10 protein-coding genes are annotated in these 12,456 nt (G+C 73.8%); 9 read left to right on the top strand and 1 reads right to left on the bottom strand.

From position 1 onward, the window contains the following. Nucleotides 1-91: 91 nt before the first annotated feature. From ACFY0O_RS07895 to ACFY0O_RS07865, 7 genes are all read left to right on the top strand, one after another. Nucleotides 92-334 carry a hypothetical protein gene (locus ACFY0O_RS07895; protein ID WP_079426254.1) on the top strand — a complete coding sequence of 81 codons (243 nt, stop codon included), beginning with the start codon at nucleotides 92-94 and terminating at the stop codon, nucleotides 332-334. A 39-nt stretch (nucleotides 335-373) separates the two neighbouring features. Continuing rightward, entirely contained in the window at nucleotides 374-1,738 is a 1,365-nt protein-coding gene (locus ACFY0O_RS07890; protein WP_358897566.1) for an NYN domain-containing protein, read from the top strand. A gap of 254 nt (nucleotides 1,739-1,992) precedes the next feature. Continuing rightward, the gene (locus ACFY0O_RS07885) at nucleotides 1,993-3,045 is read left to right on the top strand and encodes an NlpC/P60 family protein (RefSeq protein ID WP_388944077.1); all 1,053 of its coding nucleotides are present in this window, start codon (nucleotides 1,993-1,995) and stop codon (nucleotides 3,043-3,045) included. A 249-nt stretch (nucleotides 3,046-3,294) separates the two neighbouring features. Further along, nucleotides 3,295-4,350 (top strand): NlpC/P60 family protein, encoded by a 1,056-nt coding sequence (locus tag ACFY0O_RS07880; RefSeq protein ID WP_388944074.1) that lies wholly within the window; start codon nucleotides 3,295-3,297, stop codon nucleotides 4,348-4,350. A gap of 200 nt (nucleotides 4,351-4,550) precedes the next feature. Next, the gene (locus ACFY0O_RS07875; RefSeq protein ID WP_388944071.1) at nucleotides 4,551-5,684 is read left to right on the top strand and encodes a hypothetical protein; all 1,134 of its coding nucleotides are present in this window, start codon (nucleotides 4,551-4,553) and stop codon (nucleotides 5,682-5,684) included. 21 nt (nucleotides 5,685-5,705) lie between these two features. Beyond that, complete coding sequence (locus ACFY0O_RS07870; protein ID WP_358897510.1) at nucleotides 5,706-6,848, top strand: glycosyltransferase family 4 protein; 1,143 nt, start codon at nucleotides 5,706-5,708, stop codon at nucleotides 6,846-6,848. A 105-nt stretch (nucleotides 6,849-6,953) separates the two neighbouring features. Then, nucleotides 6,954-8,570, top strand: coding sequence for a GMC oxidoreductase (locus ACFY0O_RS07865; protein WP_388944068.1), 1,617 nt, complete (start codon nucleotides 6,954-6,956; stop codon nucleotides 8,568-8,570). A gap of 9 nt (nucleotides 8,571-8,579) precedes the next feature. Here ACFY0O_RS07865 and ACFY0O_RS07860 read toward each other — a convergent pair whose 3' ends face one another. After that, nucleotides 8,580-10,376 (bottom strand): AMP-dependent synthetase/ligase, encoded by a 1,797-nt coding sequence (locus tag ACFY0O_RS07860; protein ID WP_388944065.1) that lies wholly within the window; start codon nucleotides 10,374-10,376, stop codon nucleotides 8,580-8,582. A gap of 254 nt (nucleotides 10,377-10,630) precedes the next feature. Here ACFY0O_RS07860 and ACFY0O_RS07855 point away from each other — a divergent pair, with 254 nt between their 5' ends. Both ACFY0O_RS07855 and ACFY0O_RS07850 read left to right on the top strand, forming a co-directional pair. Further along, nucleotides 10,631-11,413 (top strand): metallophosphoesterase, encoded by a 783-nt coding sequence (locus ACFY0O_RS07855; RefSeq protein ID WP_388944063.1) that lies wholly within the window; start codon nucleotides 10,631-10,633, stop codon nucleotides 11,411-11,413. A gap of 119 nt (nucleotides 11,414-11,532) precedes the next feature. Beyond that, the gene (locus tag ACFY0O_RS07850) at nucleotides 11,533-11,976 is read left to right on the top strand and encodes an SRPBCC family protein (RefSeq protein WP_358897503.1); all 444 of its coding nucleotides are present in this window, start codon (nucleotides 11,533-11,535) and stop codon (nucleotides 11,974-11,976) included. The last annotated feature ends 480 nt before the right edge of the window (nucleotides 11,977-12,456 follow it).

Below are 12,456 nucleotides of genomic sequence, written 5' to 3'. Positions count from 1 at the left end.
GGTGGTGCCAGGCCGTAGGGTTACGTGCTGCGGTCCGCCGACGGCCGCGGAAGGCTTTAATTGAATGAGCTACGAAGGAGAGAGCGGCCTGATGACGACGGTTCCCCTGCCGACCGACACCACCCGGTGGCGCTGCACCCTGTGCGGCAACCTCACGCGGTTCGATGTCACCCGATCGTCGAAGGTCGTGGAGTACGTCCACCTCGATCTGGCCGGGGAGCCCAAGGTCGAGGAGCGCGAGGTGGTCAGTGAGACCATCGAGTCGGTCCGCTGCCGCTGGTGCAACGCGGTGGACCAGATCGAGCTCGTCGACAGGCCGGGCGCCGACTCCTGAGGGAGCCGGGCCCACAGTAGATCACGGTAGGGGTGACGGATTGTGGAGCCAGGAAGCGGCGCCGGGCCGGCCGACGCGGCCCGCGACGCCGCGGAGGTCCTCGACCGCCCGCTGCCGGAAGGCGTGCGGCGCCGGGTCGTCGCGCTCGTCTCGGACGCCTTCGGCGGCCTGACGGTCGCCGACCTGCCCGCGCAGCTGCGCCAGTACGCCCGGTTCACCCCGACCCGGCGCGCCAAGTTCGCGGGCACCGCGATGGCCGCCGCCGTGGAGAGCGACGGGGTCTTCCGCAGCCGGGTCGCGGAGAAGGTGCGCGAGGCGCAGCCGGAACTGTCCGGGGCACTGGAGTCGGGTGCCCCGCCGGCCGCCGCGGACCCCCTGGACGTGGCGGCCGCCGCGTACGTGCTGCGGCCGGCCGGCTGGGTGAAGCTGGTCGCCGCCGCGGGCGAGGAGGCGCAGCGCGCCGACGCCGAGCGGGCGGACGACGAGAACCGGCGCGAGCTGGAGCGGCTGCGCGAGGAACTGGCGCAGCTGCGCGAGGCGCAGCGCAGCGGCGGCGAGCAGGTGCGGGCCGATCTGGAGCTCGCGCGCAAGGAAGCGGAATCGCTTCATCGCAAGCTGCGCAGTGCTTTGAGCGACGTCAAGCGGGGAGAGGCGGCGCTGCGCAAGCTCGGCGGCGAGATCGACGGGATCCGTGCCGAGGCGGCCGCGCAGGTGGCCGCCGCCGAGAGCGAGTCCCGGCGGCTGAAGTCCCGTCTGGCGGAGGCGGAGTCGGCGCTGGAGACCGCGCGCCGGGCCACCCGTGAGGGGCGCAGCGTCGAGGACATGCGGCTGAGGCTGCTGCTGGACACGGTGCTGGACGCGGCGGCGGGGCTGCGCCGCGAGCTGGCGCTGCCGCCGGTCTCGACGCGGCCCGCTGACACCGTGGACGCCGTGGAGCCGGGCCGGATGACCCCGAAGGACATCGCGGCGCGGGCTCTGTCGGAGACCGATCCGGCGCTGCTGGACCAGCTGTTGGCGCTGCCGCAGGCGCACCTGGTGGTCGACGGCTACAACGTGACGAAGACCGGCTATCCGACGATGCCGCTGGAGAAGCAGCGGCTGCGGCTGCTGGGCGGGCTGTCGATGCTGGCGGCGCAGACCGGCGCCGAGATGACGTGCGTCTTCGACGGGGCGGAGCTGGCGGCGCCGGTGCTGCTCGCGCCGCCGCGCGGGGTGCGGGTGCTGTTCTCCAAGGCCGGCGTGACGGCGGACGAGTTGATCCGCCAGCTGGTGCGGGCCGAGCCGCCCGGCCGTCCGGTGGTCGTGGTCTCCACCGACCGCGAGGTGGCCGACGGGGTGGCGAAGGTGGGGGCCCGGCCCGTGGCGTCGGCGCTGCTGCTCAAGCGGCTCGCGCGCGTTTCGTAGCGCTTGGCGGCTTGTGCGCCCGATGTAACCGGTGTGTGTGATGCCCGAATTGACGGTACGTCCGGGAGACGTACCGTCAAGGGCGCTGCACGCAGCGTGGGCGGTGGGCAAAGAAGCCGGAAGGCGAGCGGATTTTTACGTTCCGGGATTTGAAGTGATCACAGGCGGGTCACTAGGGTCTGCTCAAACCTCCGTTCGGTAGGTCACTCATTCGGGGTGTCGACGGGGGTCCGCTGCCTAAGGAGCTCGCGTCCGTGGCGTCCCACCGTCGACCCAAGCCGCCGACCCGCACCCGCGTGAGCGTCCTCACCGCCCTCGCCACCGCGGCCGTCGCCCTCTCCTCCCAGTCGGCCATGGCCGCACCCGCCCCGGACCAGCCGAACAAGGACGAGGTCAAGACCAAGGTCGACGCCCTCTACGAGGAGTCCGAGCAGGCCACCGAGAAGTACAACGGGGCCAAGGAGCAGCAGGACAAGCTGGAGAAGGAGATCGCGCAGCTCCAGGACCAGGTCGCACGCGGCCAGGACGAGGTCAACTCCCTGCGCAACGCCCTCGGTTCGATGGCCACCGCCCAGTACCGCGGGGAGGGCATCGACCCGACCGTCGCGCTCCTGCTCTCCGGCGACCCGGACGCCTACCTCGACAAGGCCTCCACCCTCCAGCAGCTGAGCGGCAAGCAGGTCGAGCAGATATCGGCGATCCAGGCCAAGCAGCGCAGCCTCGCCCAGAAGCGCCAGGAGGCTTCGGGGAAGCTCGCCGACCTCGCCGCCGTCCGCAAGGAGCTGGCCGAGCAGAAGGCCGCCTCCCAGAGCAAGCTCGCCGACGCCCAGGCCCTCCTCAACACCCTGACCGCGCAGCAGCGCGGCGAACTCAAGAACGACGCGGCCAAGGACGGCGCGGCCTCCGCGAAGGCCGCCGGCGGAGGCACGGGCGCCAAGCCCGGCGCCGCCAAGGGCTCCGGCCGGGCCGGAGCCGCCCTCGCCGCCGCCATCACCCAGGAGGGCGACGCCTACCACATGGGCGACACCGGCCCGAACTCCTGGGACTGCTCGGGCCTGACCCAGTGGGCCTACGCCCAGGCCGGCGTCAGCATCAGCCGCACCACCTACACCCAGGTCAACGACGGCACCCGCATCGGCCGCAGCGAGCTCCAGCCCGGCGACCTGGTCTTCTTCTACAGCGACCTGCACCACGTCGGCCTCTACGCGGGCAACGGCCAGGTCTTCCACGCCTCCAACCCCACCGGCGGCGTGCGCTACGAGGCCATGAGCAACATGCCCTTCCAGTTCGGCGTCCGCGTCGGCTGACCCGCACCCCCGCCCCTCCGCCCCACGGGTGCGCCGTACACCGCCCATCCGGGGGAATTACGCGGACCCGCGCTGACCGCACGCCCCGCCCCTGACCTGTGCCAGAGGCGGGGCGCCCCCGTACGGCCCTCCCGCGGCCGTTGGCCGGTGCGTGGCCGCCGCCGCTACTGTCTGCCAGCGCGGAACCCGGCACACGGCCGTCCACGGGGGCGGACCCGGGCCCGCACAGCGGACAGGGAGCGGTGCCACGTGGGATCCCATCGCCGGCCCGGGAACGGCGGCCTCGACCGGAACGCCAAGGTCACCGTCCTCACCGCCGCCGCGGCCACCGCCGCCGTGGCCATGACGGGCGCACCCGCCCTCGCCGCGCCCGGCCTCCCGCACGAACCCGCCACGAGCTCCCGCGCCCAGGTCGACCGGCTCTTCGAAGAGGCCGAACAGGCCACCGAGAAGTTCAACCGGGCCGGGGAGAAGGCCGACGCGCTGCGCGCCGAGATCGGCCGCGCCCAGGACGCCGTCGCCCGCGCCCAGGACCGCGTCAACACCATGCGCGGGCTCCTCGGCACCTTCGCCGGAGCCCAGTACCGCTCCGGCGGCCTCGACCCCACCGTCGAGCTGATCCTTTCCGAGGACCCCGGCGCCTACCTCGACAAGGCCGCCGTCCTCGACCGGCTCGGCGGCCGCCAGGCCAGACAGCTCGCCGAACTCCGCGAGGAACAGCGCCGGATCGGCCAGCAGCGCCAGGAGGCCTCCCGCAAGCTCGCCGAACTGGAGACCCTGCGCGCCGAGGTGGCCACCCAGAAACGAGCCGTCACCGCCAAGCTCGCCGAGGCCCGCAGGCTCCTCGACGGGATGCCCACCGGAGAACGCGCCGACTTCGAGCGGGCCTCGCGCTCCGGCGGCCGCCCCGACGCCCTGCCGGACCTGCCCGACCTCCCCGTCGGCGGCGGCCACGCCTCCGGCCGGGGCATGGCCGCCGTGATGGCCGCCCGGGCGGCGCTCGGCAAGCCGTACGTGTGGGGCTCCACCGGCCCCTCCGGCTTCGACTGCTCCGGGCTGATGGTGTGGTCCTACCGGCAGGCGGGCGTCTCCCTGCCGCGCACCTCCCAGGCCCAGCGGTACGCGGGCCGCCGGGTGCCGCTCTCCCAGGCCCAGCCCGGGGACCTCGTGACGTACCGCTCGGACGCCAGCCACGTCGGCATGTACGTGGGCAACGGCCAGGTCATCCACGCCCCCTACCCCGGCGCCCGGGTCCGCTACGACCCCGTCGGGATGATGCCGGTCTCCTCCGTCACCCGGCCCTAGGGGGTGTCCGCCAAGTACCGCCTGCCCCGCGACGCCCGGCACGCACTCTCGCCGCACCGGGCGCAAGACCGAGTACCCCCAGTACGAGGTCTCGCGCCCGGCGCAGCGAGAGCACGCGCCGGAGGCCGCGGGGCCCGCCCTTCGGGCGGACGGCGCTACTTTGCGGACACCCCCTCCCGCCCCCTGCGTACGATCGGCGGATGGATCCCGTCCGCCGCGCCCTCGTACGCCTGCTGCTGCCGGCCCTGTGCGTGCTCGTGGCCGCGGCGGGATGCGCGGCGCCCGCCCCGCCCGTCGACGCGCAGGTGCGGCGGGCCGTGGCCGGCTGGGCGGCGGCCCCGCCCGCCCGGCTCGCCGCGATCCCGCTGGAGGGCTGGTCCTACGAGGTCACCTCGGTCCGGCGGGAGGGCGACCGGGCCCACGCGCACGCCGAGCTGCGCTACCGGCTCGCCGGCTACGACACCGCCCCCGCCGGGTCGGCCCGCGAGCTGACGCTGACCCGCGGCGGCGGCGCCGGCAGCGGCGGTACCGCCTGGCGGGTCACCGCCGACGGGCCCGCCCCGGGTGCCCCGCCGCAGCTCTGGGACCAGGGGGAGGTGGCCGTCGTCCGGGGCGCCCGCTCCCTCGTCCTCGGCGTCGGCCAGAGCCCGCAGACCCTGTCGGACATCGCGGCCGAGGCCGACCGGGCCGTCCCGGCGGCGAGCGCCGCCTGGCCGGGTCCGTGGGCGGGGCGGGTGGTCGTGCTGGTCCCGGCCGGCCTCGACGCGATGGCCGCGCTGCTGGGCCGGCCCGCCGACGCCTACCGGGGCATGGGGGCCGTCACCACGGGCGCCACCGGCGGCGGCCCCGCCCCCGCGGACCGGGTGGTGGTCAACCCGGAGGGCTACGCGCAGCTCTCCTCGGCCGGGCGGCAGATCGTCCTCACCCACGAGACCACCCACGTCGCCACCCGCACCGCCACCACCGCCCGGACCCCGCAGTGGCTCTCCGAGGGCTTCGCGGACTGGGCCGCCTACCGGGGCGGCCCCCTGGGCCCCGCCGAAGCGGCCCCCACCCTCGCCCGGGCCGTCCGCCTCGGCGACCTCCCCGCCGCCCTCCCCGAGGACGCGGCCTTCGCCTTCGGCGGCGACCCGGACGCCATGGCCCGCGCCTACGAGGGCGCCTGGCTGGCCTGCCGCCTCATCGCCGCCCGCTGGGGCGACGCGGCCCTCGTCCGCCTCTACGGGCTCGCCGGCCGCGAACCCCTGCCGGCCGCCCTCGACCAGGCCCTGACCACCGACCTGCCCGCCCTCACCCAGGCCTGGCGGCAGGCGCTGCGCGAGGAGCTCGGCTGACCGTCCGGTACGTTGGCGGGGATGCACAAGACGCTGATCGTGACCAACGACTTCCCGCCGCGCCCGGGCGGCATCCAGGCCTTCCTGCACAACATGGCGCTGCGGCTGGACCCCGAGCGGGTCGTCGTCTACGCCTCCACCTGGAAGCACGGCGCCGAGGGCCGCGAGGCCACCGCCGCCTTCGACGCCGAGCAGCCCTTCACCGTGGTCCGCGACCGCACCACGATGCTGCTGCCCACGCCCCGCGTGACCCGGCGGGCGGTGTCCCTGCTGCGCGAACACGGCTGCGCGTCGGTGTGGTTCGGCGCGGCCGCCCCGCTCGGGCTGATGGGCCCCGCCCTGCGCCGGGCCGGCGCCCGGCGGCTGGTCGCCACCACCCACGGGCACGAGGCGGGCTGGGCACAGCTGCCGGCCGCGCGGCAGCTGCTGCGGCGGATCGGCGAGGGCACGGACACCCTCACCTACCTGGGGGAGTACACCCGCTCACGGATCGCCTCGGCGGTGACGGCGTCCGCCGCGGCGAGGATGGTGCAACTGCCGCCCGGCGTCGACGAGAAGACCTTCCACCCCGGCTCGGGCGGCGCCGAGGTCCGCGCCCGGCTCGGGCTCAGCGACCGCCCGGTGGTCGTCTGCGTCTCGCGGCTGGTGCCGCGCAAGGGGCAGGACACCCTCATCGAGGCGATGCCGAGGATCCGGGCGCAGGTGCCGGACGCCGTGCTGCTGATCGTCGGCGGCGGCCCGTACGAGGCGGACCTGCGGGCGCTGGCGGAGGCGAAGGGGGTCGCGGAGGCGGTCGTCTTCACGGGCGCCGTCCCGTGGTCGGAGCTGCCGGCCCACTACGGGGCCGGGGACGTCTTCGCGATGCCCTGCCGGACCCGGCGGGGCGGACTGGACGTGGAGGGCCTCGGCATCGTCTACCTGGAGGCCTCGGCGACCGGCCTCCCGGTGGTCGCGGGGGACTCGGGCGGGGCCCCGGACGCGGTGCTGCCGGGGGAGACCGGCTGGGTGGTCCGCGGCGGCGACCCCGCCGCCGCGGCGGACCGTATCGTCCCCCTCCTCCTGGACCCGGCCCTGCGGGCCCGCATGGGCGCGGCGGGCCGCGCCTGGGTCGAGCAGAAGTGGCGCTGGGACCTCCTGGCGGACCGCCTCCGCGAGCTCCTGTAGCCCGCCGGGGGCGTGATCCCGGCGGGGAGACACGGCTGACTGTCACTCAGATGCGTGGCAGGCCGTGTTATGGCCGCTTCAGCCGAATCCCCCCATCATGCGGCCATGACCCCCAACCTGACGCGCCGTCAACTCGGTCTCGCCGCCCTCCGCACCGCCGCCGCCCTCGGCCTCACCCGGATCGGCCTCACCACCGCCACCGCGGCCGAGGCCCCGCCCGCCGCCCGGTACGCGCCCGCCGTCGTCGTCGGCTCCGGCTACGGATCAGCCGTCGCCGCGCTCCGGCTCGGGCAGGCCGGCGTCCGGACCGTCGTCCTGGAGATGGGGCGGCTGTGGGACACCCCCGCCCCCGACGGCAAGGTATTCCCGTCCACCAGCGCCCCCGACCAGCGCTCCATGTGGTTCCGCACCCGCACCGAGGCGCCCCTCGCCACCTTCCTCTGGCTGGACGTCGTCAACCGCGACATCAGCCCCTACCCCGGCGTCCTCGACCGCGTGAACTACGGCGACATGTCCGTCTACGTCGGGCGCGGCGTCGGCGGCGGATCCCTCGTCAACGGCGGCATGGCCCCCACGCCCCGCCGCTCCTACTTCTCCGAGGTGCTGCCCCAGGTCGACGCCGACGAGATGTACGGCACCTACTACCCGCGCGCCCGCGCCATGCTCGGCGTCAACAGCATCGACCCCGGCTGGTTCGAGTCCACCGAGTGGTACCGCTTCGCCCGGATCTCCCGCAAGCACGCCCAGAACACCGGCCTCAAGACCACGTTCGTGCCCAACGTCTACGACTTCGGGTACATGCAGCGCGAAGCCGCCGGCACGGCCACCAGGTCCGCCCTCGCCGGCGAGGTCATCTACGGCAACAACCACGGCAAGAAGAGCGTCGACAAGACCTACCTCGCCGCCGCCCTCGGCACCGGCAACGTCACCATCGAGACCATGCAGCGCGTGGTCGCCGTACGCCCGGACCCCGCGGGGGGATACGTCCTCACCGTGCAGACCGGCGACGTCACGGGCAAGGTCACCCGGGTCCGCGAACTCGGCTGCGACCGGCTCTTCCTCGGCGCCGGCAGCCTCGGCACCACCGAGATCCTGGTGCGCGCCCGCGAGACCGGCGCCCTGCCCGCGCTCAGCGACCGCGTCGGGCAGAACTGGGGCACCAACGGCAACATCATGACCGCCCGCGCCAACCACCTCTGGGACACCGTCGGCGCCAACCAGGCCACCATGCCCGCCCTCGGCATCGACGACTGGGACAACGCGGCCAACCCGGTCTTCGCCGAGATCGCCCCGCTCCCCATGGGCATCGAGCACTGGATCTCGATGTACCTGGCCATCACCAAGAACCCCGAACGCGGCCACTTCACCTACGACGCCGCCACCGACTCGGCGCGCCTGCAGTGGACCCGGGACCAGAACGCCCCCTCCGTCGCGGCGGCCAAGAACCTCTTCGACCGCGTCAACCTCAGGAACTTCACCATGTACCGCTACGACCTCTTCGGCGACAACAAGGCCTTCGCCGACACCTTCACCTACCACCCGCTCGGCGGCTGCGTCCTCGGCGAGGCCACCGACGCCTACGGGCGGGTCAAGGGCTACCGGGGCCTCTACGTCACCGACGGCTCGCTCGTCCCCGGCTCGCTCGGCGTGAACCCGTTCGTGACGATCACGGCCCTCGCCGAGCGGAACATGGAGCGGATCCTCGCCGAGGACCCGCACTAGGGGGGTGCCTCAGGACCGGTACAGGGCCTCGATCTCGTCCGCGAAGTCCTTCGCCACCACGTTGCGCTTCAGCTTCAGCGACGGCGTGATGTGGCCCGACTCCTCCGTGAACTGCGAGGGCAGGATGCGGAACTTGCGCACCGACTCCGCCTTGGAGACCGCCGCGTTGCCGTCGTCCACGGCCTTCTGGACGGCGGCCATCAGGTCCGCGTCCTCGCGCAGGTCCGCCGCCGTCGACCCGGCCGGCTTGCCGTTCTCCGCGGCCCACCGGCCGAGGAACTCCTCGTCGATGGTGACCAGCGCCGCCACGAACGGCTTGCCGTCGCCGACCACCATGCACTCGGCGACCAGCGCGTGGGCCCGGATCCGGTCCTCGATCACGGCGGGGGCGACGTTCTTGCCGCCCGCCGTGACGATGAGCTCCTTCTTCCGGCCGGTGATCTTGAGGTAGCCGTCCTCGTCGAGGGTGCCGACGTCACCGGTGTGGAACCAGCCGTCGGACATCGCCTCGGCGGTGGCCGCCTCGTTCTTCCAGTACTCCTTGAAGACGTGCTCGCCGTGCACCAGCACCTCGCCGTCGTCGGCGATGCGCAGCACCGAGCCCGGCAGCGGCTGGCCGACCGTGCCGATCTTCTGCCTGTCCCACGGGAGGAACGCCGTGGCCGCGCAGGTCTCCGTCAGGCCGTAGCCCTCCAGCACCGTGAAGCCGATGCCGCGGAAGAAGTGGCCGAGGCGCTCGCCCAGCGGGGCGCCGCCGGAGATCGCGTACTCGCCGCGGCCGCCGAGGACGGTGTGCAGCTTGCTGTAGACCAGCTTGGAGAAGAGCTTGTGCTTGAGCTTCAGGCCGAAGGACGGCCCCGAGGGCAGGTCCAGCGCCCGGCTGTACGCGATCGCCGTCTCGGCGGCCGCGTCGAAGATCTTGCCCTTGCCGTCGGCCTGCGCCTTGGCGCGCGCCGAGTTGTAGACCTTCTCGAAGACCCGCGGCACGCCCAGGATCAGGGTCGGCTTGAAGGACTGGAGCTCGTCGGTGAGGTTCTTGATGTCCGGCACGCAGCCCAGCCGGATCGGCGCGAGTACCGCCGCGACCTCCACCAGGCGGCCGAAGACGTGCGCGGCCGGGAGGAAGAGCAGCACCGAGCACTCACCGGTGCGGAACAGCGGCTTGAGCCGCTCCACGACGTTGCCGCACTCGGCGAAGAAGTTGCGGTGGGTCAGCACGCAGCCCTTGGGGCGGCCGGTGGTGCCCGAGGTGTAGACGATGGTGGCCGGGTCGTCGGCGTTGGCGAGGGAGCTGCGGGCGTCCACGTCCGCGTCCGGGACCTCGGCCCCGGCGGCCTTCAGCGCGCCGACGGCGTCCTGCTCGATCTCCCAGACCTCGCGCAGCTCCGGCAGCCGGTCGCGCAGGGCCTCCACGTTCGCGCTGTGCCCCGGGCTCTCCACGATCGCCGCGACGGCGCCGGAGTCCCCGAGGATCCACTGGATCTGCTCCGGGGAGCTGGTCTCGTACACCGGCACGGTGACCGCGCCCGCGCTCCAGATCGCGAAGTCGAACAGGACCCACTCGTAGCGGGTGCGCGAGATCAGGGCCACCCGGTCGCCGGGCTGGATGCCGGACGCGATCAGGCCCTTGGCGGCGGCCCGGACCTCGGCGAGGAACTCCGTCGCGGTCACGTCCTGCCAGTGGCCGCCGGCCTTGCGGCTGATGACGGCGGTGTCTGGGTGCTGGGCGGCGTTGCGGCGGATGAGATCCGTCAGGTTCCCGTCCGACGGGACCTCGTACAGGGCCGGAAGGCTGAACTCGCGCAAGACTGCTGCTCCTCTGGGCGCCATCGCCACCGTGTGGACCGACCGGACGTTACCCACCGGTAGTGGGTTCCCGATAGAGGGAACCGGCCAGATGTTCCGTGCGTCACATTCTGGACTTCGCCGTGCATCGCAAACGTCGCCACAGCGCTGCCGACAGTAGTCGACCGCTTCCAGGACTCGGAAGTAACCGCAGGTCCGGCCACCTGCGAGCCCCGCTCTACCCGCCGGGCACCGGCACCCCTAGGGTGGCGGACATGGGTGCCAGCAAGAGGCGTACACGAGTCCACGTCGTCAGCGACGTCCACGGCAACACCGAAGCCCTCGCCCGGGCCGGCGAAGGCGCCGACGCCCTCGTCTGCCTCGGTGACCTGGTCCTCTTCCTGGACTACGCCGACCACTCGCGCGGGATCTTCCCCGACCTCTTCGGCGTCGAGAACGCCCACCGCATCGTCGAACTGCGCACGGCGCGCCGCTTCGCCGAAGCGCGCGAATTCGGCCGCCGGCTGTGGGACGGGCTGGACCGCGAGCGGATGATCGAGGAAGCGGTGCGCCGCCAGTACGCGCAGATGTTCGCCGCCTTCCCCACCCCGACGTACGCCACCTACGGAAACGTCGACATGCCCGCCCTCTGGCACGAGTACGCCGGCCCCGGCACCACCGTCCTCGACGGACAGCGCGTGGAGATCGGCGGCCGCGTCTTCGGCTTCGTCGGCGGCGGCCTCCCGTCTCCGATGCGCACCCCGTACGAGGTGGACGAGGACGAGTACGCGGCTAAGGTCGAGGCGCTCGGCGAGGTCGACGTGCTCTGCTCGCACATCCCGCCGGAGGTCCCCGAACTCTGCTACGACACGGTCGCCCGCCGCTTCGAACGCGGCAGCGCCGCCCTCCTGGCCGCCATCCGCCGCACCCGGCCGCGCTACGCCCTCTTCGGCCACGTCCACCAGCCGATGGCGCGGCGCATGCGGATCGGGGGCACGGAGTGCGTGAACGTCGGCCACTTCGCGGCGACGGGCAAGCCGTGGGCCCTGGAGTGGTGATCCCATCCCTGCGGGCCGGGGTCCCGCAGTGTCGGCCCGGTTACGCGCGATAACCTTCACGCGGCGGGCGGAGGCCCCCGCACACTTGCCGAACACTCTCCCCCGGAGGAGCGACCGCGATGGCGGAACACACCAGCTCGAGCATCACGATCGACGCCTCGCCGGCCGAGGTCATGGCCGTGATCGCCGACTTCGCCCGCTACCCGGAGTGGACCGGTGAGGTGAAGGAGGCCGAGGTGCTGTCCACCGACGCCGAGGGCCGCGCCGAGAAGGTGCGGCTGCTGCTGGACGCGGGCGCGATCAAGGACGACCACACCCTGTCCTACAGCTGGAAGGGCCAGGACGAGGTCGCCTGGACCCTCCACAAGTCCCAGATGCTCCGCCAGCTGGACGGCTCCTACCGGCTCGCCCCGCTGGACGGGGGGCGGCGCACGGAGGTCACCTACCAGCTGACCGTCGACGTCAAGATCCCGATGCTCGGCATGATCAAGCGCAAGGCGGAAAAGGTCATCATCGACCGCGCCCTGGCAGGCCTGAAGAAGCGCGTCGAACACCCCTCCTGACGCCCCCCTCGCGCGGCTCGGCGCCGGGGTGCCCTGCCTTTTCGACGCGCCGCTCGCGCGGCTCGGCGCCGGGGCGCCTCCCCGGCTTCGCGCCGCTGCGGCGGACTCCGTCCGCCGGTGGCGGGGCGGGGCGCGGCCGGGGGCGCAGCGCCGGGGTGGTCATTCCAGCCCCGCCGGCGTTTGAGGCGACGGGCGCGCAGCGCACGTACTGGGGTCCGGGGCTTGCCCCGGGGAACGGTGGAAGTGGGGGTCCCCCCGGACGGAGTCTGGGGGAGGGTAGGGGACCCCGCCCCGCGCAGCGGCCACCGCCTGCCGGCACCGGCCCGGCCCCGAACGCCCCGGCCCCCCGGCCCGGCCCCCGCCCACTGGGCCCCGGCTCCGCCCGCGCAGCGGCACGGCAGCCGCCCACCAACCCGGCCGGTCCGCCCCGCGCGGCGGGCGCCGCATGCCCCCGGGCCCAGCGCCGCGGGCCGGGCGGCG

Origin of the sequence: Streptomyces sp. NPDC001594 (genome assembly GCF_042893675.1) — a bacterium.
Taxonomy (GTDB): Bacteria; Actinomycetota; Actinomycetes; order Streptomycetales; family Streptomycetaceae; genus Streptomyces.
The sequence above is the reverse complement of the archived record's forward strand: the minus strand, read 5'-3'. Positions and strand labels throughout refer to the sequence as shown.